This is a genomic window from Paenibacillus gallinarum (assembly GCF_014836635.1).
Classification (GTDB): Bacteria; Bacillota; Bacilli; order Paenibacillales; family Paenibacillaceae; genus Paenibacillus; species Paenibacillus gallinarum.
Genome location: NZ_JACSQL010000018.1, coordinates 28,580 through 52,330 on the forward strand (window position 1 = coordinate 28,580; position 23,751 = coordinate 52,330).

Annotated in this window: 34 protein-coding genes and 2 pseudogenes; all 36 read left to right on the top strand. The window is 43.4% G+C overall.

Features of this window, described 5'->3' with window-relative positions; translation table 11 throughout:
* Positions 1–44 precede the first annotated feature (44 nt).
* Positions 45–3,659 (top strand): DNA-directed RNA polymerase subunit beta', encoded by a 3,615-nt coding sequence (gene rpoC / locus H9647_RS23140; protein WP_191804510.1) that lies wholly within the window; start codon positions 45–47, stop codon positions 3,657–3,659.
* A gap of 209 nt (positions 3,660–3,868) precedes the next feature.
* Positions 3,869–4,120: a ribosomal L7Ae/L30e/S12e/Gadd45 family protein gene (locus H9647_RS23145; protein ID WP_191804512.1), complete on the top strand. Its 252-nt coding sequence runs from the start codon at positions 3,869–3,871 to the stop codon at positions 4,118–4,120.
* A gap of 145 nt (positions 4,121–4,265) precedes the next feature.
* Positions 4,266–4,688, top strand: a complete 423-nt coding sequence (gene rpsL, locus H9647_RS23150; protein ID WP_160036603.1) for a 30S ribosomal protein S12 — start codon at positions 4,266–4,268, stop codon at positions 4,686–4,688.
* Positions 4,689–4,799: 111 nt separating this feature from the next.
* Positions 4,800–5,270 carry a 30S ribosomal protein S7 gene (rpsG, locus tag H9647_RS23155; RefSeq protein WP_191804514.1) on the top strand — a complete coding sequence of 157 codons (471 nt, stop codon included), beginning with the start codon at positions 4,800–4,802 and terminating at the stop codon, positions 5,268–5,270.
* Between the two features lie 47 nt (positions 5,271–5,317).
* On the top strand, positions 5,318–7,396 hold the full coding sequence (gene fusA / locus H9647_RS23160) for an elongation factor G (protein ID WP_191804516.1): 2,079 nt from the start codon (positions 5,318–5,320) through the stop codon (positions 7,394–7,396).
* A gap of 110 nt (positions 7,397–7,506) precedes the next feature.
* Complete coding sequence (gene tuf / locus H9647_RS23165; RefSeq protein WP_191804518.1) at positions 7,507–8,697, top strand: elongation factor Tu; 1,191 nt, start codon at positions 7,507–7,509, stop codon at positions 8,695–8,697.
* Positions 8,698–9,159: 462 nt separating this feature from the next.
* Positions 9,160–9,468, top strand: a complete 309-nt coding sequence (rpsJ, locus tag H9647_RS23170) for a 30S ribosomal protein S10 (protein WP_017692074.1) — start codon at positions 9,160–9,162, stop codon at positions 9,466–9,468.
* 38 nt (positions 9,469–9,506) lie between these two features.
* Complete coding sequence (gene rplC, locus H9647_RS23175; protein WP_160036606.1) at positions 9,507–10,130, top strand: 50S ribosomal protein L3; 624 nt, start codon at positions 9,507–9,509, stop codon at positions 10,128–10,130.
* Positions 10,131–10,156: 26 nt separating this feature from the next.
* Entirely contained in the window at positions 10,157–10,780 is a 624-nt protein-coding gene (gene rplD / locus H9647_RS23180) for a 50S ribosomal protein L4 (protein WP_191804520.1), read from the top strand.
* Entirely contained in the window at positions 10,780–11,070 is a 291-nt protein-coding gene (rplW, locus tag H9647_RS23185) for a 50S ribosomal protein L23 (protein ID WP_191804522.1), read from the top strand. Before rplD ends, rplW begins: the two co-directional genes overlap by 1 nt.
* 29 nt (positions 11,071–11,099) lie before the next feature.
* Positions 11,100–11,930, top strand: a complete 831-nt coding sequence (gene rplB, locus H9647_RS23190; protein ID WP_191804524.1) for a 50S ribosomal protein L2 — start codon at positions 11,100–11,102, stop codon at positions 11,928–11,930.
* A gap of 75 nt (positions 11,931–12,005) precedes the next feature.
* Positions 12,006–12,284, top strand: coding sequence for a 30S ribosomal protein S19 (rpsS, locus tag H9647_RS23195; RefSeq protein WP_191804526.1), 279 nt, complete (start codon positions 12,006–12,008; stop codon positions 12,282–12,284).
* Positions 12,285–12,320: 36 nt separating this feature from the next.
* Positions 12,321–12,653, top strand: coding sequence for a 50S ribosomal protein L22 (rplV, locus tag H9647_RS23200; protein ID WP_160036611.1), 333 nt, complete (start codon positions 12,321–12,323; stop codon positions 12,651–12,653).
* 13 nt (positions 12,654–12,666) lie between these two features.
* Complete coding sequence (gene rpsC, locus H9647_RS23205; protein ID WP_191804528.1) at positions 12,667–13,329, top strand: 30S ribosomal protein S3; 663 nt, start codon at positions 12,667–12,669, stop codon at positions 13,327–13,329.
* 2 nt (positions 13,330–13,331) lie between these two features.
* Positions 13,332–13,766: a 50S ribosomal protein L16 gene (gene rplP, locus H9647_RS23210; protein WP_160036613.1), complete on the top strand. Its 435-nt coding sequence runs from the start codon at positions 13,332–13,334 to the stop codon at positions 13,764–13,766.
* On the top strand, positions 13,756–13,953 hold the full coding sequence (gene rpmC, locus H9647_RS23215) for a 50S ribosomal protein L29 (RefSeq protein ID WP_160036614.1): 198 nt from the start codon (positions 13,756–13,758) through the stop codon (positions 13,951–13,953). The genes rplP and rpmC overlap by 11 nt, the downstream gene beginning before the upstream one ends.
* Positions 13,954–14,005: 52 nt before the next feature.
* A complete protein-coding gene (gene rpsQ / locus H9647_RS23220; RefSeq protein ID WP_191804530.1) occupies positions 14,006–14,272 on the top strand; it encodes a 30S ribosomal protein S17 in 267 nt (88 codons plus the stop codon).
* A gap of 34 nt (positions 14,273–14,306) precedes the next feature.
* Positions 14,307–14,678, top strand: coding sequence for a 50S ribosomal protein L14 (gene rplN / locus H9647_RS23225; protein WP_160036616.1), 372 nt, complete (start codon positions 14,307–14,309; stop codon positions 14,676–14,678).
* 68 nt (positions 14,679–14,746) lie between these two features.
* Positions 14,747–15,100: a 50S ribosomal protein L24 gene (gene rplX / locus H9647_RS23230; RefSeq protein ID WP_076315706.1), complete on the top strand. Its 354-nt coding sequence runs from the start codon at positions 14,747–14,749 to the stop codon at positions 15,098–15,100.
* A 32-nt stretch (positions 15,101–15,132) separates the two neighbouring features.
* Positions 15,133–15,672 (top strand): 50S ribosomal protein L5, encoded by a 540-nt coding sequence (rplE, locus tag H9647_RS23235; RefSeq protein ID WP_191804532.1) that lies wholly within the window; start codon positions 15,133–15,135, stop codon positions 15,670–15,672.
* Between the two features lie 72 nt (positions 15,673–15,744).
* Positions 15,745–15,930: a type Z 30S ribosomal protein S14 gene (locus H9647_RS23240; protein ID WP_010348808.1), complete on the top strand. Its 186-nt coding sequence runs from the start codon at positions 15,745–15,747 to the stop codon at positions 15,928–15,930.
* Positions 15,931–15,961: 31 nt separating this feature from the next.
* On the top strand, positions 15,962–16,360 hold the full coding sequence (gene rpsH, locus H9647_RS23245; protein WP_160036618.1) for a 30S ribosomal protein S8: 399 nt from the start codon (positions 15,962–15,964) through the stop codon (positions 16,358–16,360).
* A 30-nt stretch (positions 16,361–16,390) separates the two neighbouring features.
* Positions 16,391–16,933 carry a 50S ribosomal protein L6 gene (rplF, locus tag H9647_RS23250; RefSeq protein WP_191804534.1) on the top strand — a complete coding sequence of 181 codons (543 nt, stop codon included), beginning with the start codon at positions 16,391–16,393 and terminating at the stop codon, positions 16,931–16,933.
* Positions 16,934–17,052: 119 nt separating this feature from the next.
* Positions 17,053–17,421, top strand: a complete 369-nt coding sequence (gene rplR, locus H9647_RS23255) for a 50S ribosomal protein L18 (RefSeq protein ID WP_191804536.1) — start codon at positions 17,053–17,055, stop codon at positions 17,419–17,421.
* A 26-nt stretch (positions 17,422–17,447) separates the two neighbouring features.
* The gene (gene rpsE, locus H9647_RS23260; RefSeq protein WP_191804538.1) at positions 17,448–17,945 is read left to right on the top strand and encodes a 30S ribosomal protein S5; all 498 of its coding nucleotides are present in this window, start codon (positions 17,448–17,450) and stop codon (positions 17,943–17,945) included.
* A 12-nt stretch (positions 17,946–17,957) separates the two neighbouring features.
* Entirely contained in the window at positions 17,958–18,143 is a 186-nt protein-coding gene (gene rpmD / locus H9647_RS23265; RefSeq protein WP_160036622.1) for a 50S ribosomal protein L30, read from the top strand.
* A gap of 47 nt (positions 18,144–18,190) precedes the next feature.
* Positions 18,191–18,631, top strand: coding sequence for a 50S ribosomal protein L15 (gene rplO / locus H9647_RS23270; protein ID WP_191804540.1), 441 nt, complete (start codon positions 18,191–18,193; stop codon positions 18,629–18,631).
* Complete coding sequence (gene secY, locus H9647_RS23275) at positions 18,631–19,929, top strand: preprotein translocase subunit SecY (protein ID WP_191804542.1); 1,299 nt, start codon at positions 18,631–18,633, stop codon at positions 19,927–19,929. Before rplO ends, secY begins: the two co-directional genes overlap by 1 nt.
* A 111-nt stretch (positions 19,930–20,040) precedes the next feature.
* Positions 20,041–20,685: an adenylate kinase gene (locus tag H9647_RS23280; protein WP_191804544.1), complete on the top strand. Its 645-nt coding sequence runs from the start codon at positions 20,041–20,043 to the stop codon at positions 20,683–20,685.
* A 113-nt stretch (positions 20,686–20,798) separates the two neighbouring features.
* Positions 20,799–20,921: pseudogene (locus H9647_RS26345) on the top strand (type I methionyl aminopeptidase); the annotation flags it as partial.
* A 130-nt stretch (positions 20,922–21,051) separates the two neighbouring features.
* Positions 21,052–21,358: pseudogene (locus tag H9647_RS23290) on the top strand (KOW motif-containing protein).
* 2 nt (positions 21,359–21,360) lie between these two features.
* Positions 21,361–21,576 carry a translation initiation factor IF-1 gene (infA, locus tag H9647_RS23295; RefSeq protein WP_036652996.1) on the top strand — a complete coding sequence of 72 codons (216 nt, stop codon included), beginning with the start codon at positions 21,361–21,363 and terminating at the stop codon, positions 21,574–21,576.
* Between the two features lie 158 nt (positions 21,577–21,734).
* Positions 21,735–21,848, top strand: a complete 114-nt coding sequence (rpmJ, locus tag H9647_RS23300; RefSeq protein WP_003333770.1) for a 50S ribosomal protein L36 — start codon at positions 21,735–21,737, stop codon at positions 21,846–21,848.
* A gap of 21 nt (positions 21,849–21,869) precedes the next feature.
* Positions 21,870–22,238: a 30S ribosomal protein S13 gene (gene rpsM / locus H9647_RS23305; protein WP_191804548.1), complete on the top strand. Its 369-nt coding sequence runs from the start codon at positions 21,870–21,872 to the stop codon at positions 22,236–22,238.
* Positions 22,239–22,257: 19 nt separating this feature from the next.
* Entirely contained in the window at positions 22,258–22,653 is a 396-nt protein-coding gene (gene rpsK, locus H9647_RS23310) for a 30S ribosomal protein S11 (protein ID WP_191804550.1), read from the top strand.
* 133 nt (positions 22,654–22,786) lie between these two features.
* A complete protein-coding gene (locus tag H9647_RS23315) occupies positions 22,787–23,731 on the top strand; it encodes a DNA-directed RNA polymerase subunit alpha (protein ID WP_160036627.1) in 945 nt (314 codons plus the stop codon).
* Positions 23,732–23,751: the final 20 nt, after the last annotated feature.

Consider the following 23,751-nt stretch of genomic DNA (forward strand, 5'->3'; position numbering starts at 1 on the left):
GGAAAGAACCTAGAATTTAGGACTTGGTTAAGGAGGGTTGCTCCTTGTTGGACGTAAACAATTTCGAATATATGAAAATCGGGCTTGCATCGCCGGAAAAAATTCGCTCTTGGTCCCGCGGAGAAGTGAAAAAGCCGGAGACGATTAACTATCGTACGTTGAAACCGGAAAAAGAAGGTCTGTTCTGCGAGAAAATCTTCGGTCCTACAAAGGACTGGGAATGCCACTGTGGTAAATACAAACGTGTGCGCTATAAAGGCGTAGTTTGTGATCGTTGTGGTGTTGAAGTAACTCGCGCTAAAGTGCGTCGCGAACGCATGGGGCATATTGAACTGGCAGCTCCGGTTTCACACATCTGGTATTTCAAAGGCATTCCGAGCCGTATGGGTCTGGCTCTAGATATGTCTCCGAGATCTTTGGAAGAGATCATCTATTTTGCATCTTATGTTGTTACTGACCCAGGTGAGACTCCCCTGGAAAGAAAACAACTTTTGTCCGAAAAAGAATATCGTAGTTACCGTGAAAAATACGGATACGGATTCCATGCAGGCATGGGTGCAGAAGCAGTAAAAAAACTACTTCAAGATCTTGATATTGAAAAAGAACTTGAATTCTTGAAGGAAGAGCTTCGTACTGCTCAAGGACAACGTCGTAATCGTGCGATTAAACGCCTTGAAGTAATTGAAGCTTTCCGTAACTCTGGCAACAAGCCGGATTGGATGATCATGGATGTACTTCCTGTCATTCCTCCTGAGCTTCGTCCAATGGTTCAGCTGGATGGTGGACGTTTTGCAACGTCAGACCTGAACGATCTGTACCGTCGCGTTATTAACCGTAATAACCGCTTGAAACGTCTTTTGGATCTTGGTGCTCCTGATATTATCGTTCAAAACGAAAAACGGATGCTTCAAGAAGCAGTAGATGCTCTTATCGATAATGGCCGTCGTGGTCGTCCGGTAACAGGTCCTGGTAACCGTCCTTTGAAATCTCTCAGCCATATGCTGAAAGGTAAACAAGGTCGTTTCCGTCAGAACTTGCTCGGTAAACGGGTTGACTATTCTGGTCGTTCCGTTATCGTTGTAGGTCCTTCCCTGAAAATGTATCAATGTGGTCTTCCAAAAGATATGGCACTTGAATTGTTCAAACCTTTTGTTATGAAAGAACTTGTTAACAAAGGTCTTGCTCATAATATTAAGAGTGCAAAACGTAAAGTTGAACGTGTAAGTCCGGAAGTATGGGACGTTCTTGAAGAAGTAATTAGAGAACATCCAGTATTACTTAACCGTGCACCAACTCTTCACAGACTTGGTATTCAAGCGTTCGAACCAATTCTTGTAGAAGGTAAAGCGATTCGTTTGCATCCGCTCGTATGTACGGCTTATAATGCCGACTTTGACGGTGACCAAATGGCCGTTCACGTACCTTTGTCTGCAGAAGCGCAAGCTGAAGCACGTCTTTTGATGCTTGCAGCAGGTAACATCTTGAACCCTAAAGATGGTAAGCCGGTTGTAACTCCATCTCAAGATATGGTCCTTGGCTCTTTCTATCTGACGATGGATAATAAAGAGGAAAAAGGTACAGGTATGATCCTGCGTACGGTTAACGAAGCAGTATCTGCTTACCAACGTGGATCTGCTGGTCTTCATGCTCGTGTTGCTATTCCAGTTAAAGCTCTGAATAAAACAAGCTTTACTGAAAAACAACAAGAAGCAATGATGATTACAACAATCGGTAAGATTATCTTTAACGAGATCTTCCCTAGCAGCTTCCCTTATATTAATGATGCAACTCGTGCGAACCTTATCCAAGGTACACCTGAGTTTTCCTTTGTATATGAGAAAGGTGCTAACTTGCAGGAAGCAATCATGAATGCACCTCAAACCAATGGTGTTGGTAAAGAGTATCTTGGTCACATCATTGCACGTTGTTTTGAGGTTTACCATACAACAAGAACATCTGTTATTTTGGACAAAATCAAGCAACTTGGTTTCACATACTCCACTCGTGCAGGGGTTACTGTTGGTGTATCCGACGTTATCATTCCTGAGGCGAAGTATGAGATTCTTCGTGTATCTGATGAAAAAGTTGCTGTCGTTACGAATCAGTATCGTCGCGGACTTATCACGAACGAAGAACGTTATGACCGCGTAATTGATATTTGGTCCAAAGCAAAAGATGAAATTACTGATATTCTTATGAAATCCATGGATCGCTTTAACTCCATTATGCTTATGGTGGACTCTAAAGCCCGTGGTAACAAATCACAGATCACTCAGCTGGGCGGTATGCGTGGACTGATGGCCAACCCATCTGGACGTATCATCGAGCTCCCTATTAAATCGAACTTCCGTGAAGGTCTGACAGTACTCGAGTACTTCTTGTCCACTCACGGTGCGCGTAAAGGTCTTGCCGATACAGCGCTTCGTACTGCTGACTCCGGTTATCTGACTCGTCGTCTGGTAGACGTAGCACAGGATGTTATTGTTCGAGAAGATGACTGTGGAACGGACAAAGGATTTACGGTTAGCCGTATTCAAGATGGTAAAGAGGTTATCGAGGATCTATACGATCGTATCGAAGGCCGTTACTGTTTCCAAACTGTTCGTCACCCAGAAACGGGAGAAGTTATTGCCAATCGTAATGAGTTGATCGATTCGGATAAAGCAGAAGCTATTGTAGCTGCTGGTGTTCAAAAGCTACAGATCCGTTCAGTGCTTAGTTGCCGTGCGCGTCATGGGGTCTGCAAGAAGTGTTACGGACGTAACCTGGCAACAGGTAAACATGTGGAGATTGGTGAAGCAGTTGGTATTATCGCTGCTCAATCCATCGGTGAACCAGGAACACAGCTTACAATGCGTACGTTCCATACCGGTGGTGTTGCAGGAGATGATATTACACAAGGTCTTCCGCGTATCCAAGAGCTCTTTGAGGCGCGTAATCCTAAAGGTCAAGCAACAATCAGTGAAATTGATGGTGTTGTTAAAGAAATCCGTGAAGCAAAAGATCGCCGTGAAATTGAAATCCAAGGGGAAGCAGAAACGAAAATATATGCTGTTACCTACGGTTCCCGTCTGCGCGTAAGCGAAGGCATGGAAATTGAAGCGGGCGACGAGCTTACAGACGGTTCTATTGACCCGAAAGAAATGCTTCGAATCAAAGGTGTTCGTGGAGTTCAAAACTACATCTTGCAAGAAGTACAACGCGTATATCGTAACCAAGGTGTAGAAATTAACGACAAACACGTTGAAGTTATGATTCGTCAAATGCTTCGTAAGATTCGCATTGTGGATGCAGGGGATACAACGCTGCTTCCAGGATCTTTCGTAGATACACATGAATACGAGGCAGCGAATAAAGATGCGATTCTTAGTGACAAGGAACCTGCTGTGGCGAAACCAGTACTTCTTGGTATTACCAAAGCATCCCTTGAAACAGATTCCTTCTTGTCTGCAGCTTCCTTCCAAGAAACGACTCGTGTCTTAACTGATGCTGCTATTAAAGGTAAAGTCGACCAACTTCTTGGTTTGAAAGAGAATGTAATTCTTGGTAAATTGATCCCTGCCGGTACTGGTATGAATCGTTACCGCAGTGTGAAATTGGCACAACCGGAAGATGGCGAGTCTAACCTAGAAGCGCTTGAAACGGTATCAGTAGACTAGTAACACAACTTTGGAGTCTGAAAGGACACCAAATTCGGCTTGACCGTACCAATTGTATATCAAGGGGAGATATTAATTTCCCCTTGATATAACAATTCCAATGCTTAGAATTTATATGAATCTCTTGACAACGAATGTCTCTAGGTGCTAATATAGCAAAGGTGCGTGAGTAGTCACATGTTATCATGTCTTTTCGGAGGTATTGATAAATGTCGAACGACAACTTTTTGCAGGATGCTCATGTCAAGATCGGTACCAAGCAGACCATGAAGATGGTTGAGTCAGGAATTGCTGCTGAGGTTTATGTGGCGCAAGATGCTGATATGCGGATTACTTCAAAAATCCAGGCTTTATGTGAGAAACACCAAGTGAAACTAACATTAGTTGATACGATGGAACGACTCGGTAGAGCATGCGGGATCGAAGTAGGAGCGGCGATGGTAGCCGTTGTGAAACAATAGTTTTAGAAGACGTTTTTGTCTGGATGCTCAAGCTTCCTAATACGGCAAAAACTTTTCATTTGTTCTTTTATGAACCGCCTGGGTCTGTGGACTTAAAAAGTGAGGTTTATAAATAGAATGACGAATCTGGGAAGGGGGTGGCAACATGCCAACAATTAATCAGCTAGTTCGTAAAGGACGTCAAGCTAAAGTCTACAAGTCTAAATCACCAGCGTTGCAAAAAGGCTACAATGCCCTAAAACGTGAATCCACTAACATTAGTGCTCCACAAAAACGTGGTGTTTGTACTCGTGTAGGTACAATGACTCCTCGTAAACCAAACTCAGCGCTTCGTAAATATGCCCGTGTTCGTTTGACGAACCGTCTCGAGGTAACAGCTTATATCCCGGGTATCGGACATAACTTACAAGAACACAGTGTTGTATTGCTTCGCGGAGGTAAAGTGAAGGACCTTGCAGGGGTTCGTTACCATATCGTTCGTGGTGCTTTGGATACAGCAGGTGTGGCTAACCGGATGCAAGCCCGTTCTAAATACGGTGCGAAACGTCCTAAAGCTAAAAAAGCATAAGATTAATTTTTAATCTTAGTGTGTCAGTAAACCGATAGCATAACGCTTCGGTCGCAGAACAACAACAACAACAACAACAAAAGTATAAACATATAAGAAAGGGGGATTTCTATGCCACGCAAAGGTCCTGTTACCAAAAGAGACGTGTTGCCTGATCCGGTTTACAATAGCAAACTTGTTACTCGCCTGATCAACCGCATCATGCTTGATGGAAAACGTGGTGTTGCTCAAAGCATCTTGTACAATGCGTTCAACTTGATTCAAGAACGTACTGGTAAAGATCCTATGGAAGTCTTTGAAGCAGCTATCAAAAATATTATGCCGGTTCTGGAAGTTAAAGCTCGCCGTGTTGGTGGTGCTAACTATCAAGTACCTATCGAGGTTAAACCTGAAAGACGTACTGCCCTTGGTTTACGTTGGCTTGTAAACTACTCCCGCAGCCGCGGTGAGAAAACAATGGAAGAACGTTTGGCAGCTGAGATCATCGACGCTTCCAACAACACTGGTGCTTCCGTTAAAAAACGTGAAGACACACACAAAATGGCTGAAGCAAATAAAGCATTTGCTCACTACCGTTGGTAGGATTTCAGTCTTAAAAATATACTTCATTTTGAAGGGAGACCCAAGTCATGGCTACTAGAGAGTTCTCCTTGCAAAATACACGTAATATCGGGATCATGGCACATATTGACGCTGGTAAGACTACTACCACTGAGCGGATCTTATTCTATACAGGCCGTACGCACAAAATCGGTGAAGTTCACGAGGGTGCTGCGACTATGGACTGGATGGAGCAAGAACAGGAGCGCGGTATCACGATTACATCCGCTGCGACTACTGCTCAATGGAAAGGTCACCGCGTTAATATTATTGATACCCCGGGGCACGTTGACTTCACTGTAGAAGTTGAACGTTCCCTTCGTGTATTGGACGGAGCTGTAGGTGTTTTCAGTGCGAAAGAAGGCGTAGAGCCTCAGTCTGAAACTGTATGGAGACAGGCTGATCGTTACGGCGTTCCTCGTATCGCATATGTAAACAAAATGGATATCATTGGCGCAGACTATCTTAACGTAGTTAAAGATATGCGCGAGCGTCTTCAAGCTAATGCTGTTGCGATTCAACTTCCTATCGGAGCTGAAAATGATTTTGTTGGTATTATCGACATCATCGAGCAAAGAGCATATATGTTCAAAGACGATCTCGGTAGAGAAGTAGAAGAAACTGACGTGCCAGCAGAATTTGCTGACCAAGTTGAAGAACTTCGTATGGAACTGATCGAGAAAGTAGCAGAACTTGACGAAGATTTGACTATGAAATACCTCGAAGGTGAAGAAATCTCTGTTCCAGAGATTAAAGCAGCTCTTCGTAAAGGTGTTGTAGAAGTTAAAATCTTCCCAGTTATCTGTGGATCTTCTTATCGTAACAAAGGTGTTCAACTTATGTTGGATGCTGTTCTTGATTACCTCCCATCTCCTATTGATGTTCCTGCTATCACAGGTCATTTGGAAGATGGAACAGAAGCGGTTCGTAACTCTTCTGACGAAGAGTCATTCTCGGCTCTTGCGTTTAAGATTATGACGGATCCTTATGTTGGTAAACTTACATTCTTCCGCGTATACTCTGGTGTACTTCAATCCGGTTCATACGTATTGAATGCAACAAAAGGAAAACGCGAACGTATCGGACGTATTCTGCAAATGCATGCGAACACACGTCAAGAAATCACTGAAGTATTCTCTGGTGATATTGCGTCTGCCGTAGGTTTGAAAGATACCGGTACAGGTGATACACTATGTGATGAGAAAAATCCGATCATCTTGGAGTCAATGAACTTCCCAGATCCGGTTATTCAAATCGCGGTTGAACCAAAAACAAAAGCTGACCAAGATAAAATGTCTGTTGCTCTAGGTAAGTTGACTGAAGAGGATCCAACCCTTCGTGCTCATACTGATGAAGAAACAGGACAAACTATTTTGGCTGGTATGGGTGAACTTCACCTTGACATCATCATTGACCGTATGCGTCGTGAGTTCAAAGTGGATACTAACATTGGTCAACCTCAAGTTGCTTACCGTGAAACATTCCGTCAAGCAGCGCGTGTTGAAGGTAAATTCGTACGTCAGTCCGGTGGCCGCGGTCAATATGGACACGTATGGGTTGAATTCGAACCGCTCGAAGCGGGTAGCGGTAACCAATTTGAAAGTAAAGTAGTCGGTGGATCCGTACCTCGTGAGTACATTGGACCTGCACAACAAGGTATTGAAGAATCTATGAAAAACGGTGTCCTTGCAGGATTCCCGCTTGTAGACGTTAAAGCTACAATCGTAGACGGTTCATATCATGATGTCGATTCCAATGAAATGGCGTTTAAAATTGCTGGATCCATGGCACTTAAAGCAGCTAAAGACAAGTGTAAAGCTGTCCTGCTTGAGCCAATCATGAAAGTTGAAGTAACTGTTCCAGAGGAATACATGGGCGACGTAATGGGTATGCTGAATTCCCGTCGTGGTAGAATTGAAGGTATGGATTCTCGCGGTGGTACGCAAGTCATTCGTGCTAAGGTACCTCTCTCTGAAATGTTCGGTTACTCCACTACTCTCCGTTCTGGTACACAAGGTCGCGGTGTGTTCTCTATGGAACTCTCTCATTATGAAGAAGTTCCAAGAACAATTTCCGAAGAAATTGTTGCTAAAACTAAGGGAGAATAATTTTTACTAACTGATGTGTGAAAGCACCGAAAGGTTAATATTAATCTGATGGTGCTTATCCACACAGTGCCAACATATAAATCTATCCATTTTAAGGAGGCCACGTTCAAATGGCAAAGGCTAAGTTCGAACGTAATAAACCACACGTTAACATTGGTACTATCGGTCACGTTGACCATGGTAAAACTACTTTGACTGCTGCAATCACTACTGTATTGGGTAAAACTTACGGTGGCGCAGCGATCGCTTTCGATCAAATCGATAAAGCTCCAGAAGAGCGCGAACGCGGTATCACAATCTCTACTTCACACGTTGAATATGAAACTGATGCTCGTCACTATGCACACGTTGACTGCCCAGGTCACGCTGACTATGTTAAAAACATGATCACTGGTGCTGCACAAATGGACGGAGCTATCCTGGTTGTATCCGCAGCTGACGGCCCAATGCCGCAAACTCGTGAGCACATCCTTCTGTCCCGCCAAGTAGGCGTACCTTACATCGTTGTATTCTTGAACAAATGCGACATGGTAGAAGACGAAGAGCTTCTTGAACTCGTTGAAATGGAAGTTCGCGACCTTCTTAGCGAATACGACTTCCCAGGTGATGACACTCCAATCACTCGTGGATCTGCTCGTGAAGCACTTCAAAACCCAGAAGGTGAGTGGGCTCAAAAAATCGTTGAGATGTTTAAAGAAATCGATACTTACATCCCGAATCCAGAGCGCGACACTGACAAACCTTTCTTGATGCCTGTTGAGGATGTATTCTCTATCACTGGTCGTGGTACAGTTGCTACTGGTCGTGTAGAGCGTGGTACTATCAAAGTCGGCGAAGAGATCGAAATCGTAGGTATTCACGAAGAAACTAAGAAATCCGTTGTAACGGGCGTTGAAATGTTCCGTAAACTTCTGGATTCCGCTCAAGCTGGTGACAACATTGGAGCATTGCTTCGTGGTGTAGACCGTTCTCAAATCGAGCGTGGACAAGTCCTTTCCAAACCAGGTTCCGTTAATCCTCATACTGAGTTTACTGCTCAAGTATACGTTTTGACTAAAGAAGAAGGCGGACGTCATAAACCTTTCTTCACTGGTTACCGTCCACAGTTCTACTTCCGTACAACTGACGTAACTGGTATCATCAACCTTCCAGAAGGTACTGAAATGGTTATGCCTGGCGACAACATCGAAGTTACAGTATCATTGATCTCTCCAATCGCTATTGAAGAGGGTACTCGCTTCGCAATCCGTGAAGGCGGACGTACTGTAGGCGCTGGTGCAGTAGCATCCATTCAAAAATAATTTGACTCTTAGGTCAAATTAAAAATAAAGTAACAGTGTATTGGAACGAGTAACATTGTATTGGACAGTAAAAAAGGATCTTGCCAGAGATGGCAGGATCCTTTTTTCATTTTTTTCCTTTTGCTTTTTTTATAATTTAATATATAATAGGAAAAGTTGTGATTCGAGGACAACAGATCAAAGGAAGTAAGGCAACTCTATTGTTCTAGTAGGCTGCGATATTAACGTGTATAAAGCCGAACAAGAGATAGAATAATAAAAGATTAGTTGGTTATAGAATCTTTTATATTAATGCTTGCATTATGCCTATGTTTTCGATATAATAATAAATGTTGTTCTGTGACGTTGCGATGATGTGAGAGGTTACTGACACACCCGGCCCCTTTGCCATGGGAGAGTGGGTTAGAAAATTTTCACGGAGTATGTCCGATATTAAATTGGGCGATAAAAGGAGGGACTAAAATGGCAAAGCAAAAAATTCGTATTCGTTTGAAAGCTTACGACCACAGGATTCTTGATCAATCCGCTGAGAAAATTGTAGAAACGGCAAAACGTTCGGGTGCAGGTGTATCCGGTCCGATTCCGCTTCCAACTGAAAAACAAATCATTACCATTCTTCGTGCGGTACACAAGTACAAGGATTCTCGTGAACAATTCGAACAACGCACACATAAGCGTTTGATCGATATTGTGAACCCAACTCCACAAACTGTGGATGCCTTGATGCGCTTGGATCTACCGTCCGGTGTAGATATCGAAATTAAATTGTAATATCAAACTCGTATTAATGAAGGAAAAGAGGTGTCAACATGAAAGGTATCTTAGGTAAAAAACTAGGCATGACGCAAGTATTTACACCAGAAGGTAACGTAATTCCTGTAACAGTTATCGAAGCAGGTCCATCTGTTGTCTTGCAAAAGAAAGACCTAGAAAACGACGGCTATGAAGCTGTACAACTAGGTTATGCCGATAAGAAAGAAAAAAATGCTAACAAACCTGAAACAGGACATGCGAAAAAAGCTAATACAGCTCCTAAGCGCTACGTTCGCGAACTCCGCGGTGTTGATCTTGCGGGATTCGAGGTTGGCCAAGAAATTAAAGCAGACATCTTCGCAGAAGGCGAATTTGTTGACGTAACAGGTATTTCTAAAGGTAAAGGTTTTGCCGGTGTTATCAAACGTTGGGGACAAAGAACAGGCCCAATGTCTCACGGTTCCCGTTACCACAGAGGACCAGGTTCCATGGGTTCCATTCAAGCGAACCGTGTACCTAAAGGTAAACACCTTCCAGGACACATGGGACACGAAACAATTACAATTCAACGTCTTGAAGTAATCAAAGTAGACGCTGAACGTAATGTATTGCTTGTTAAAGGTTCTATTCCTGGACCGAAAAACAGCTTCGTTAAAATTAAAGAATCGGTGAAGAAATAATCACCTAAGGAAAGGAGGAACACAAAATGCCAAAAGTAGCACTTTATAATGTCAGTGGTAGCCAAGTAGGAGAAGTTGAATTGAATGACGCAGTATTCGGAATTGAGCCGAACACTCACGTTCTTCATGATGCTGTTGTTATGCAACGCGCTTCCCTTCGTCAAGGTACACACAAAGTAAAAGGACGTTCTGAAGTACGTGGCGGTGGACGTAAACCTTGGAAACAAAAAGGTACAGGTCGCGCTCGTCAAGGTTCGATCCGTGCACCACAATGGGTAGGTGGTGGTACTGTATTCGGTCCAACTCCGCGCAGTTACGCTTTCAAACTACCTAAAAAAGTTCGTCGTCTGGCGATTAAATCCGCATTGTCTTCTAAAGTAATCGACAACGAAATCATCGTTCTGGATGCTCTTACACTGAACACTCCGAAAACTAAAGAATTTGCTGCTATTTTGAACAATCTTAAAGTAGATCGCAAAGCTTTGATCGTTGGTTCAGGCTATGATGATAATGTTGCTCTTTCCGCGAGAAATATTCCAGGTGTGAAATTTGTTGCGGCTGACGGCATTAATGTTCTTGACGTACTTACGTACGACAAACTGATCATTACAAAAGAAGCAGTACAGATGGTAGAGGAGGTTCTTGCGTAATGAAAAATCCTCGTGATATCATTAAACGTCCAGTAATCACTGAACGTACAGCTGATATGATGGCTGATTTGAAATATGTTTTCGAAGTAGATATTCGTGCAAATAAAACGGAAATCAAAGCTGCTGTTGAAGAAATCTTCAACGTTAAAGTGAAAAACGTGAACACACTTCGCGTACCTGGTAAGTTGAAACGTTACGGCCGTTACTCTGGCTATACTCCAGAGTGGAAAAAAGCTTTCGTAACTCTCGCTCCAGATAGCAAAGCACTTGAGTTCTTTGAATCTGTATAAGAAACTGCTAAAGTAAGGAGGGAAATTCAGTGCCAATTAAAAAGTACAAACCGACATCTCCGGCTAGACGTAATATGTCCGTATCCACTTTCGAAGAAATTACGACTAACCAGCCTGAGAAATCGTTGCTTGCTCCGCTGAGCAAAACAGCAGGCCGCAACAACCAAGGTAAAATTACGGTTCGTCATCATGGCGGCGGACACAAACGTAAATATCGTATTATTGACTTCAAACGTACTAAAGATGGAATACCGGGCCGCGTTGCTACAATCGAGTACGACCCTAACCGGACTTCTAATATTGCTCTGATCAACTACGCAGATGGTGAGAAACGTTACATCATCGCTCCAAAAGGACTTAAAGTAGGAGATCTAATCGAATCTGGACCAACTGCAGATATCAAAACAGGTAATGCTTTGCCTCTTGAAAATATCCCAGTAGGTACTGTTATTCATAACATTGAGCTTCAACCAGGTAAAGGTGGCCAATTGGTTCGCGCAGCTGGTACAGAAGCACAACTTCTTGGTAAAGAAGAAAAATACGTGACTGTTCGTTTATCTTCTGGTGAAGTTCGTCGCATTCTTAAAGTTTGCCGCGCTACAATCGGATCCGTTGGTAACCAAGATCACGAATTGATCAAAATCGGTAAAGCAGGCCGTAGTCGCTGGCTCGGAAGACGTCCTGAAGTCCGCGGGGTAGTAATGAACCCTAACGATCACCCACACGGTGGTGGTGAAGGTAAAGCTCCAATCGGTCGTAAATCGCCAATGTCTCCTTGGGGCAAACCAACTCTTGGATACAAAACGCGTAAGAAAAACAAAGCTTCTGACAAATACATCGTTCGCCGCCGCACGAAGTAATACACATCACTGTGCATAACTTCGCGCGCGCGATCGTGAATGAACGAGAACATTGGATGAAGGGAGGATTTACACATGAGTCGCAGTCTAAAAAAAGGGCCATTTGTTGATGGACACCTGATGAAAAAAGTTGAAGATTTGAACGAGTCCGGGAAGAAACTAGTGATCAAAACTTGGTCCCGTCGCTCTACAATTTTCCCACAATTCATTGGACATACGTTTGGTGTGTATGACGGCCGTAAACACGTTCCTGTATATGTAACGGAAGATATGGTTGGACACAAACTGGGTGAGTTCGCTCCTACGCGTACTTACAAAGGTCATGCAGCAGACGATAAGAAAACAAGAAGATAAATGATCAAGCGCTAATGTTTGAGAGGAGGTTAAACAATGGAAGCAAAAGCACATGCCAAGTTTGTTCGGATTGCTCCTCGTAAAGTTCAACTTGTTGTTGACTTGATTCGTGGTAAGCAAGTGGGCGAGGCGATCGCAATTCTGCGTCACACTCCAAAATCCGCTTCTCCAGTAGTTGAGAAATTGCTCAACTCTGCTATTGCAAATGCAGAGCACAATTACTCTTTGGATATTAACAATCTGGTTATCTCACAAGCTTATGTAAACCAAGGACCGACTATGAAACGTTTCCGCCCTCGTGCAATGGGACGTGCAAGTCGTATCAATAAACGCACCAGCCACATTACTTTGGTGGTATCCGAAAAATAAGGAGGGAAAACGTGTGGGACAAAAGGTAAATCCCATCGGGCTCCGTATCGGAGTTATCCGTGACTGGGAATCCAAATGGTACGCAGGCAAAGATTTCGGTGATCTTTTGCTTGAAGACGTAAAAATTCGTGAATACCTGAAAAACAAATTGAAAGACTCCGCAGTATCTCGTATTGAAATTGAGAGAGCGGCTAACCGTGTCAATGTAACGATCCATACTGCTAAACCAGGAATGGTTATCGGTAAAGGTGGATCTGAAGTTGAAAATCTACGTGGTCAAATCACGAAGATTGCAGGCGGTAAAAAAGTTCACATCAACATTTCTGAAATTAAACAACCAGATCTTGACGCAATTCTTGTTGCTGAAAGCATTGCACAACAATTGGAACGCCGTGTTTCTTTCCGTCGTGCTCTAAAACAAGCAATTCAAAGAACTATGCGCTCTGGTGCAAAAGGAATTAAAACACAAGTAGGCGGACGTCTTGGCGGAGCTGAGATCGCACGTTCTGAAGGCTACAGCGAAGGAACTGTTCCACTGCATACGCTTCGTGCCGACATTGACTACGGTACAGCTGAAGCTCATACTACTTACGGCCGTCTGGGCGTAAAAGTATGGATCTATCGTGGAGAGATTCTTCCTACGGCTAAGAAAGCTGTCAAGGAAGGAGGCAACTAATCATGTTGGTACCAAAACGTGTTAAACACCGTAAGCAACAACGCGGACACATGAAAGGCCAAGCTAAAGGCGGAACTACACTGAACTTTGGCGAATATGGCTTGCAAGCTACTGAGCCAGCGTGGATTACGAACCGTCAGATCGAGGCAGCTCGTATCGCGATGACTCGTTATATCAAACGTGGTGGTAAAGTTTGGATTAAAATTTTCCCTGATAAACCAATCACTCAAAAGCCTCTAGAGGTTCGTATGGGTAGTGGTAAAGGTAACGTTGAGAAATGGGTTGCTGTAGTTAAACCAGGAAAGATCATGTTTGAACTTTCTGGCGTACCAGAAGATGTTGCTCGCGAAGCAATGCGTCTGGCTGCTCACAAGCTGCCAATCAAAACGAAGTTTGTGAAACGTGAAGAATTGGGTGGTGAAGTAAATGAAGGCTAGTGAATTCCGCAACCTAACCACTGCTGAAATTGAGCAAAAGATTGCCGGATTTAAAGAAGAACTCTTTAACCTCCGCTTTCAACTCGCTACCGGTCAGCTTGATAACCCAACTCGTATTCGTGACGTACGTAGAGAAATCGCACGTGCTAAAACGATCATCCGTGAAAGAGAACTTGGGATTAGCTAATATATAGTACCGGATGGACAATCCGTCTGTAATTGAGGAAGGAGGCCCAACAATGAGCGAAGAACGCAACGCACGTAAAGTGTTAGTCGGTAAAGTGGTTAGTGATAAAATGGATAAAACAATTGTGGTTGCTGTAGAAACTTACAAAAAGCATGATTTGTACCATAAACGCATCAAGTACACTAAAAAGTTCAAAGCACATGATGAAAATAACACTGCTAAAATCGGTGATGTTGTAAAAATCATGGAAACTCGTCCTTTGTCGAAAGACAAGAACTGGAGACTTGTTGAAGTCGTGGAAAAAGCGATTATCATTTAATGATTTTCAGCTTGGCTGAAAGGAGGAAAACAAGATGATTCAACCATTTACACGTTTGACTGTAGCTGACAACTCTGGTGCGAAGGAACTGATGTGTATCCGCGTACTGGGTGGTACGGGACGTAGTCGTACAGCTTCAATCGGAGACCTTATCGTTTGTTCTGTCAAACAAGCAACACCAGGCGGCGTTGTCAAAAAAGGTGATGTGGTAAGAGCAGTTGTGGTTCGCACAAAACGTTCTGTTCGTCGTAAAGACGGATCTTACATCGCATTTGATGAGAATGCAGCAGTGGTAGTTAAAGAAGACAGAAGCCCTCGTGGTACTCGTATTTTCGGACCAGTTGCTCGCGAACTTCGCGAAAAAGACTACATGAAAATCGTTTCCTTGGCTCCAGAAGTTATCTAATATCACAACTTAATCCTTCTGAGGATTGATTTATAGCTTGTTCACGCAAGTCATAGGAGGTGTACGAAATGGCAAAAGTGAAAAAGGTCTTGGAATCTCATAACAACAAGTTGCACGTCAAAAAAGACGACACTGTTATGGTGATCAGCGGTAAAGACAAAGGCAAAAAAGGCCGTGTCATCGCAGCTTATCCTCGTGAAAACCGTGTTCTTGTAGAAGGTGTTAACCTCGTGAAAAAACACCAAAAGCCTAACCAGCTTAATCCGCAAGGCGGCATCATCGAGAAAGAAGCTCCAATCCATGTATCGAACGTGATGCATATTGATCCGAAGAGCGGAAACGTAACCCGTATTGGTTACAAAGTTTTGGACAACGGCAAAAAAGTACGCGTTGCTAAACGTTCCGGAGAATCGATCGACTAATGTAACCGAATGAGAAAGGAGGTCCATAATTCATGGCAAGATTGAAAGAACGTTTTCTAAATGAAATAACTCCTGCTTTGGTGCAGAAGTTTGAATATAGCTCAGTAATGCAAGTTCCTAAAATCGAGAAAGTGGTTATCAACATGGGGGTGGGTGACGCTGTCCAAAACTCCAAAGTGCTTGATTCCGCTGTGAATGATTTGCAGCTGATTTCTGGTCAAAAACCAGTAATCACAAAAGCTAAAAAATCAATCGCTGGTTTTAAACTACGTGAGAACATGCCAATCGGGGTTAAAGTGACATTGCGCGGCGAGCGTATGTACCACTTCCTTGATAAATTGTTCAACATTACTCTTCCTCGTGTACGTGACTTCCAAGGGGTATCAAACAAAGCGTTTGATGGTCGTGGTAACTACACACTTGGTCTTAAAGAGCAACTCATCTTCCCTGAGATTGAGTATGATAAAGTGGACAAAGTCCGCGGTATGGATATCGTAATCGTAACTACGGCTAAAACCGATGAAGAGTCTCGCGAATTGCTTACTCAACTCGGAATGCCTTTCGCAAAGTAAGAAACTAATAGTATCCGGGTGTCCTTGACAGACCCCGAATTCTCCGAAATTATTTAGGAGGTGTCAGGCTAAGTGGCAAAAACTTCAATGAAAGTTAAACAACAACGTGCTCCGAAGTTTAAAGTTCGTGCTTATACTCGTTGCGAACGTTGTGGTCGTCCACATTCTGTATTACAGAAGTTTAAAATTTGCAGAATTTGTTTCCGTGAATTAGCTTATAAAGGCCAGATCCCTGGCGTGAAAAAAGCAAGCTGGTAAAAAGTCCTGAACGGGAAGGAGGTTACACACAATGACTATGTCTGATCCAATTGCAGATATGCTTACTCGCATTCGTAATGCGAACACAGTTCGTCACGAAACGGTAGAAATGCCTGCTTCGACGATGAAAAAACAAATCGCTGAAATCCTGAAGCGTGAAGGTTTCATCCGTGATGCTGAATATGTGGATGATAACAAACAAGGAATTATCCGTATCTTCTTGAAATACGGACAAAACAACGAGCGTGTTATTACTGGTCTGAAAAGAATCAGTAAACCAGGTCTACGTGTTTACACGAAGAGCAATGAAGTACCTCGCGTACTTGGCGGTCTCGGAATCGCGATCATTTCTACTTCCAAAGGCGTAATGACAGATAAAGAAGCTCGCCAAGCAAAATCTGGCGGCGAAGTTATCTGCTACGTTTGGTAATATAAGTCACAAAACAAGGAGGTGCAACACATGTCCCGTATTGGTCGCAAACCAATTACTGTACCAAGTGGCGTAGAAGTCACTTTGAATGACACCGTTATTACGGTAAAAGGTCCTAAAGGTACACTCACACGTGAACTTCATAAAGATATGAAGGTAACTGTTGAAAATAATGAAATTCTTGTAACTCGTCCTTCTGACAACAAACTCCATCGTTCCCTACACGGTACTACTCGTTCCGTTGTTAGTAACATGGTAAGTGGTGTAACTGAAGGTTTCGAAAAATCTCTAGAGCTGGTTGGGGTCGGATATCGTGCAAGCAAATCTGGAGATAAGATTGTACTGAACGTGGGTTACTCCCATCCGGTAGAAATCACTCCGGAACCGGGCATTGAGTTCGATGTTCCTACGAACACAAAAATCATCGTTCGCGGTATCAATAAAGAGCGTGTAGGTGCATATGCAGCTGAGATCCGTTCTGTTCGCGAACCTGAGCCTTATAAAGGTAAAGGGATTAAATATGAAGGCGAGCGCATTATCCGTAAGGAAGGTAAAGCCGGTAAGAAGAAATAAGTTTTCTTACCGTTTTTCCCTCGTCCCTATCATATGGTGGCGATATGCTCGTGTTTCTAATATACCCTGTGCGTCTTAATATGAAGCGTTAAAGGCAAACTGAAGGGAGTGAAACGAAGATGATTACTAAACAAGATAAGAACAAAGTACGTCTGAAAAGACATATCCGTGTTCGTGGTAAAATTTCTGGAACAGCTGAACGTCCACGTTTGAACGTATTCCGTTCATCCAAGCATATCTACGCTCAATTGATCGATGATGTAGCAGGTGTAACCCTGGTATCCGCATCAACAGTAGATAAAGCAATCAGTGGCGAAATCAATAACGGTGGTAACGTAGAAGCAGCTCGTAAAGTGGGCGAACTCGTTGCTAAACGTGCAAAAGAAAAAGGATACACTAACATCGTTTTCGATCGTGGTGGCTACCTTTATCATGGACGTGTTCAAGCATTAGCTGATGCTGCTCGTGAAGCAGGGCTTGAATTCTAAGATATTTTTAAAAGGAGGTTAACGACTTGCGTGTAGATCCTAACACTTTAGAACTCACTGAAAGAGTTGTAAATATTAATCGCGTAGCTAAAGTAGTAAAAGGCGGACGCCGTTTCAGTTTCAGCGCACTAGTTGTTGTCGGCGATGGCAACGGCTGGGTTGGAGCTGGTATTGGTAAAGCTGGCGAAGTACCTGATGCGATTCGCAAAGGTATTGATGATGCTAAGAAAAATCTGATTTATGTACCAATCGTAGGAACATCTATTCCTCACATGATCACTGGTAAGTTCGGCGCTGGCCGTGTTCTTTTGAAACCAGCTTCTGAAGGTACTGGAGTTATCGCTGGTGGACCAGTACGTGCCGTTTTGGAACTTGCTGGTGTAGGTGACATTTTGACAAAATCACTGGGTTCTTCGAATTCCATGAACATGGTCAATGCGACCTTGGAAGGTTTGTCCCGCTTGAAACGCGCTGAAGATGTAGCGAAATTGCGTGGAAAAACTGTCGAAGAGCTTCGGGGCTAAGGAGGGAATCTCATGGCTAAATTGGAAATTACCCTCGTTCGCAGTTTGATCGGACGTAATGAGTCACAAAGAGCGACTGTTAATACTCTCGGTCTTCGTAAGATCAACCAAACTGTGGTTCATAACGATAATGCTGCTATCCGCGGTATGGTGAACAAAGTAAGTCACATGGTTTCTGTTAAAGAAATCCAAGAGTAATTCGTAAGGGACATGTCCCACAAATCATTAAGGAGGTGCAACGAACGATGAAGTTACATGAACTTTCTCCAGCACCTGGATCCCGCAAAGAACGCAAACGCGTTGGACGCGGTACTTCCAGCGGTATGGGTAAAACTTCAGGTCGCGGTCATAAAGGTCAAAACTCTCGCTCTGGCGGTGGTGTACGTCCAGGCTTCGAGGGTGGACAAAACCCATTGTATCGTCGTCTGCCAAAACGCGGTTTCACGAATCCTACTCGTAAAGAGTATGCGGTTGTGAATCTTGAAGATCTGAACAGTTTTGAAGCAGGTACAGAAGTAACTCCAGAAATTTTGGTTAATTCGGGTATTGTGAAAAACACAAAATCCGGAATCAAAATTCTGGGTAATGGCGATATTACTGTGAAGTTGACAGTTAAAGCTAACAAGTTCTCTCAATCTGCGGTAGAGAAAATCGAGGCTGCCGGCGGTAAAACCGAGGTGATCTAATGCTCACAACCTTAAAGAATATATGGCGAGTCGAAGATCTGCGTAAACGGATTTTATTCACTCTCTTTGTTCTGATAATCTATCGCATTGGCTCCTTTGTTCCGGTTCCCGGAGTTAACAAAGAAGTATTCACTGCGGCAGATTCGCAAGGCAGAGAATTGTTTGGTCTTCTGAACACATTCTCGGGCGGAGCGTTGTTCCAATTTTCGATCTTCGCGCTCGGGATTATGCCATATATTACAGCATCCATCATTGTACAGCTTCTGTCGATGGATGTTATTCCGAAACTAGCGGAATGGGCTAAACAAGGTGAGCATGGTAAGAAAAAACTTGCGCAGCTCACGCGTTATGGTACAGTAATTTTGGGGTTAATCCAGGCTTTTGGTACATCTATCGGTTTTAACCGGTTGTATGGACAGGAAATGGTGCCGAATGCAACATTCATTGACTATATTGTCATTGCAATTGTATTGACTGCAGGTACTTCATTCCTCATGTGGCTCGGTGAACAGATTACTGAAAAAGGTATTGGTAACGGGATTTCCATCATTATCTTTGCAGGTATCGTTTCAACGATTCCTAATGTGATCCGTACGACAGTTGAATCTGAATTTATCCAGGCTGATCAAGTATTCATGAATGCACTTAAAGTGATCATTGTGGTACTGGTTCTCCTGTTAACAGTAGTAGGGGTTATTTACATCCAGCAAGCGATTCGGAAGATTCCGGTTCAATATGCTAAACGTGTTGTAGGTAACAAAATGTACGGTGGACAAAACACTCATATTCCGCTGAAAATTAATGCGGCAGGTGTAATCCCAGTCATTTTTGCTGTATCACTTCTTCAGTTCCCTGTCATCATTGCTTCATTTTGGGCTAATTATGGCTGGGCTGATTGGGTAACTGCTAATTTGTCTTATGACAAACCGCTGGGTATGGTACTCTATGTACTTATGATTATCGGCTTTACATTCTTCTACACTTTCGTGCAGATGAATCCGCAACAAATGGCCGATAACATGAAGAAGAATGGTGGTTACATCCCAGGCATTCGCCCGGGTAAAGCAACTGAGAAATACTTGTCCCGTGTCATGACTCGTTTGACTATGACCGGAGCTTTGTTCTTGGCTGTCATCTCCGTTCTACCTGTATTCTTAGGTTCGCTTTCTGGTTTGCCGCAAGTTGCACAACTTGCTGGTACATCCATGCTGATCGTAATCGGTGTAGCACTGGATACGACCAAACAAATCGAAAGTCAATTGATTAAACGCCATTACAAAGGTTTCATCAATAAGTAGCCATAGGTTCCGGTATTGAAAGCAGCTAATCATTTGTTTGATTGTTGCCAGAACCGGCACCTATTGTGCTGTTTCTTGTTGAAGGGATAGTCTTGGAGGGAGTGACATAACGTGAACATTTTATTCATGGGCCCTCCTGGGGCAGGGAAAGGGACACAAGCAGAAGCAATTGTAAATGAATTCAGCATTCCTCACATTTCAACAGGCGATGCATTTCGCTTAGCGATCAAACAGGGAACTCCTATTGGGATGAAAGCTAAAGAATACATGGACCAAGGACTGCTTGTACCAGACGATGTAACAATCGGTATTGTTGAAGAACGCCTACAGCAGCCTGATTGCAAGAAAGGGTTTCTATTGGATGGATTTCCAAGAACCATTTCTCAAGCAGAAGCGCTTGACGGTATCCTAAATCGACTTAATACTGGTTTGGACCATGTCATCAACTTGAAAGTAGACCGTGACAAACTGCTTGCTCGTCTAACGGGACGTCGCTTGTGTAAAAATTGCGGTGCTACGTATCATGTTGTTTTTAACCCTCCTAAACAGGAAGGCATTTGTGATAAATGCGGCGGCGAATTGTATCAACGTTCTGATGATAATGAAGAGAGCGTAGGTACACGTCTTGACGAATATATCAACAAAACTGCACCACTCCTCACGTTTTATGAGAACAAAGGTCTTCTGCGTCAAATCGACGGGGAACAGGAAATTCATGCGGTGTCGCAAGAGATCGTATCCTTACTGCGAGGTTAATGGTAATGATCATTTGTAAGTCCGATGCAGAACTGGGATCAAACTGTGATGCAAGATTAACTCGCACATTAGTGCAGGCTGATCCTGCAAATCACGGTATTGCTCGGGTTTTGTCCGGAGAACTTGACCAAATGACTGATCAACATAATCGCAGTCAAGGGGCTGTGCCGTCTTTCACAGGTTATAACGGTTTTCCTGCCAGTATTTGTACTTCAGTCGATGAACGAAGAGTGCATGAAGCGTCGAACAATGTTCGGCTGTATACAATGTCGTATGACAATGTGCTGTGTGCTCAAGAACTTTCTTTTGTTCTTAACCAGACAGGATGTAATTTTTACGAAAGCGAGATGCGTAGGTGATGAGACGATGAATCAAAAGATCCCACAAGTCGGACAGATCGTAAAAATACTTCGAGGCAGAGATGCCGGTCAGATTGCAGTAGTCATTGCTGTTGAGGACAACAGGTTCGTGTATATTGCTGACGGATACAAACGTAAGTTTGACGGACGAAAGAAGAAGAACCTTCTTCACCTGGAACCCCAGCCGATGATTAGCAGCGAGGTTGTGAACAGCTTAAACGAAGTTGGACGGGTAACGAACGGAAAACTGCGTTATGCAGTTCAGCAGTTCTTAAATGTAGGCGGAGTTCAAAGCTGAAGAGAAAGGAGACTAACTGTGGCCAAAGAAGATGTCATTGAAGTGGAAGGAACGGTTCTTGAGCCGCTTCCCAACGCAACGTTCAAAGTAGAGCTTGAGAATGGTCATCAAATTCTAGCTCACGTTTCCGGCAAACTGCGGATGCACTTTATCCGCATTCTGACAGGAGATAAAGTGGTTGTTCAGTTATCGCCTTATGACCTATCAAAAGGGCGTATAACTTATCGTAAATAGTAAGGCTTATTTTCTGAAATAACGATGAAGGTTTATATCAGCTTTGCATGGTATCATAATCTAGTGTACTCTATGTAAATAGATTGTGTATTATCTGGCTGTTAGCATGCTTTCGAAGTCAGTTTTACTCATCGTAAAACTTTGAGGAGGTAATCAACATGAAGGTAAGACCTTCTGTAAAACCTATCTGCGAGAAATGCAAAGTCATTCGCCGCAAAGGTAATGTAATGGTCATCTGCGAAAATCCGAAACACAAACAAAAACAAGGTTAATAGAAGGGGGTGTAGCGTAAAATGGCTCGTATAGCTGGTGTGGATTTGCCACGTGATAAACGCGTTGAGATCGCCTTGACATATATTTTCGGAATCGGTTCAACGACTTCCAAGAAAATTTTGAGCGAAACAGGCATTAGTCCGAATACTCGTGTCCGTGATCTTACGGAAGATGAAGTGAGCAAATTACGTGAAAGTATCGACAAAATGGTTAAAGTAGAAGGTGACCTTCGTCGAGAAATTTCTTTAAATATTAAACGTTTGACTGAGATTGGATGCTACCGTGGTATTCGTCACCGTCGTGGTCTTCCAGTTCGTGGACAACGTACTAAAACAAATGCTCGTACGCGTAAAGGTCCTCGTCGTACTGTAGCAAATAAAAAGAAATAAGAAGGGAGGATAATCTACAATGGCTAAACCGAAAAAAGTCGTACGTACTAAACGTCGTGACCGTAAAAATATTGAGTCTGGCGTGGCTCACATTCGTTCCACGTTCAATAACACAATTGTTACAATTACGGATCCACACGGTAACGCTATCTCTTGGGCAAGCTCCGGCGGTCTTGGATTTAGAGGTTCCCGTAAGTCGACTCCATTCGCAGCTCAAATGGCAGCAGAATCTGCAGCTAAAGCAGCAATGGAACACGGCATGAAAGCAGTTGAAGTTATGGTTAAAGGTCCAGGTGCTGGCCGTGAAGCAGCGATCCGCTCTTTGCAAGCTGCTGGTCTTGAAGTTAACCTGATCAAAGACGTAACTCCTGTGCCACATAACGGATGCCGTCCTCCAAAACGTCGTCGTGTCTAATGAGATTTGCCCCCTTCGTGTGGTATAATCCGGCACAATCTGTTAATAATGGTTGTTTAGGCATACTACATGGTAACACTAGATAAGGTAAATATTTCATATCGGACCGACGTTTTGAAGGAGGGGTATTGCAGTGATAGAAATCGAAAAGCCAAAAATTGAGACGGTAGACGTCAACGATGATGGCACTTATGGCAAATTTGTGGTAGAACCGCTGGAACGCGGATATGGTACGACGCTAGGTAACTCGCTTCGCCGTATCTTGCTTTCCTCACTTCCAGGTGCGGCAGTTACATCGGTGCAAATCGATGGAGTGTTGCACGAGTTTGCTACAGTTCCTGGCGTAATGGAAGACGTTACGGAAATCATTCTGAACCTTAAAGCTTTGTCTTTGAAGATTCACTCTGATGAAGAGAAGATTCTTGAGATTGATGCTGAAGGTGAAGGGGCTGTTACAGCCGGAGATATCCGTGCGGATAGTGATGTTGAAATCCTTAATCCGGATCTTCATATCGCTACTCTTGGTCCAGGTTCGAGACTACACATGCGTATTTATGCCAATCGCGGTCGCGGCTACGTCCAGGCAGATCGGAATAAACGCGATGATCAGCCGATCGGCGTCATCCCTGTGGATTCGATCTATACCCCGATTGCGCGTGTCAACTATGGTGTTGAAAATACGCGTGTAGGTCAAGTAACAAACTACGACAAACTTACACTTGAAATTTGGACAGATGGCAGCATTCGTCCAGAAGAAGCGGTAAGTCTTGGCGCAAAAATCTTGACTGAACATGTACTGCTCTTTGTGGGTCTAACAGACGAAGCAAAAGATGCAGAAATCATGGTCGAAAAAGAGGAAGACAAAAAAGAAAAAGTACTCGAAATGACGATCGAAGAGCTCGATCTATCTGTTCGATCCTATAACTGCTTGAAACGTGCTGGTATCAATACGGTTCAAGAACTTACAACGAAAACTGAAGAGGACATGATGAAGGTACGTAACCTGGGTCGTAAATCTTTAGAAGAAGTGCAAGAGAAGCTCGAAGAGCTTGGTTTGGGTCTTCGTACAGAAGAGTAGCAACACGATTGCTTGAAGTG

Excerpts from the sequence above, each read along its gene's own strand:
- secY (WP_191804542.1), top strand. The coding sequence starts at position 18,631 with ATGCTCACAACCTTAAAGAATATATGGCGAGTCGAAGATCTGCGTAAA.
- H9647_RS23145 (WP_191804512.1), top strand. The coding sequence starts at position 3,869 with ATGTCGAACGACAACTTTTTGCAGGATGCTCATGTCAAGATCGGTACC.
- rpsQ (WP_191804530.1), top strand. The coding sequence starts at position 14,006 with ATGAGCGAAGAACGCAACGCACGTAAAGTGTTAGTCGGTAAAGTGGTT.
- rplW (WP_191804522.1), top strand. The coding sequence starts at position 10,780 with ATGAAAAATCCTCGTGATATCATTAAACGTCCAGTAATCACTGAACGT.
- rplP (WP_160036613.1), top strand. The coding sequence starts at position 13,332 with ATGTTGGTACCAAAACGTGTTAAACACCGTAAGCAACAACGCGGACAC.
- rpsK (WP_191804550.1), top strand. The coding sequence starts at position 22,258 with ATGGCTAAACCGAAAAAAGTCGTACGTACTAAACGTCGTGACCGTAAA.
- rplD (WP_191804520.1), top strand. The coding sequence starts at position 10,157 with ATGCCAAAAGTAGCACTTTATAATGTCAGTGGTAGCCAAGTAGGAGAA.
- rpsG (WP_191804514.1), top strand. The coding sequence starts at position 4,800 with ATGCCACGCAAAGGTCCTGTTACCAAAAGAGACGTGTTGCCTGATCCG.
- rplF (WP_191804534.1), top strand. The coding sequence starts at position 16,391 with ATGTCCCGTATTGGTCGCAAACCAATTACTGTACCAAGTGGCGTAGAA.
- rplN (WP_160036616.1), top strand. The coding sequence starts at position 14,307 with ATGATTCAACCATTTACACGTTTGACTGTAGCTGACAACTCTGGTGCG.
- tuf (WP_191804518.1), top strand. The coding sequence starts at position 7,507 with ATGGCAAAGGCTAAGTTCGAACGTAATAAACCACACGTTAACATTGGT.
- rplE (WP_191804532.1), top strand. The coding sequence starts at position 15,133 with ATGGCAAGATTGAAAGAACGTTTTCTAAATGAAATAACTCCTGCTTTG.
- rplV (WP_160036611.1), top strand. The coding sequence starts at position 12,321 with ATGGAAGCAAAAGCACATGCCAAGTTTGTTCGGATTGCTCCTCGTAAA.
- rpsS (WP_191804526.1), top strand. The coding sequence starts at position 12,006 with ATGAGTCGCAGTCTAAAAAAAGGGCCATTTGTTGATGGACACCTGATG.
- rplO (WP_191804540.1), top strand. The coding sequence starts at position 18,191 with ATGAAGTTACATGAACTTTCTCCAGCACCTGGATCCCGCAAAGAACGC.
- rpmD (WP_160036622.1), top strand. The coding sequence starts at position 17,958 with ATGGCTAAATTGGAAATTACCCTCGTTCGCAGTTTGATCGGACGTAAT.
- rpsH (WP_160036618.1), top strand. The coding sequence starts at position 15,962 with ATGACTATGTCTGATCCAATTGCAGATATGCTTACTCGCATTCGTAAT.
- rplR (WP_191804536.1), top strand. The coding sequence starts at position 17,053 with ATGATTACTAAACAAGATAAGAACAAAGTACGTCTGAAAAGACATATC.
- fusA (WP_191804516.1), top strand. The coding sequence starts at position 5,318 with ATGGCTACTAGAGAGTTCTCCTTGCAAAATACACGTAATATCGGGATC.
- rplC (WP_160036606.1), top strand. The coding sequence starts at position 9,507 with ATGAAAGGTATCTTAGGTAAAAAACTAGGCATGACGCAAGTATTTACA.
- rpsJ (WP_017692074.1), top strand. The coding sequence starts at position 9,160 with ATGGCAAAGCAAAAAATTCGTATTCGTTTGAAAGCTTACGACCACAGG.
- rpsL (WP_160036603.1), top strand. The coding sequence starts at position 4,266 with ATGCCAACAATTAATCAGCTAGTTCGTAAAGGACGTCAAGCTAAAGTC.
- rplX (WP_076315706.1), top strand. The coding sequence starts at position 14,747 with ATGGCAAAAGTGAAAAAGGTCTTGGAATCTCATAACAACAAGTTGCAC.
- rpmJ (WP_003333770.1), top strand. The coding sequence starts at position 21,735 with ATGAAGGTAAGACCTTCTGTAAAACCTATCTGCGAGAAATGCAAAGTC.
- rpmC (WP_160036614.1), top strand. The coding sequence starts at position 13,756 with ATGAAGGCTAGTGAATTCCGCAACCTAACCACTGCTGAAATTGAGCAA.
- rpsM (WP_191804548.1), top strand. The coding sequence starts at position 21,870 with ATGGCTCGTATAGCTGGTGTGGATTTGCCACGTGATAAACGCGTTGAG.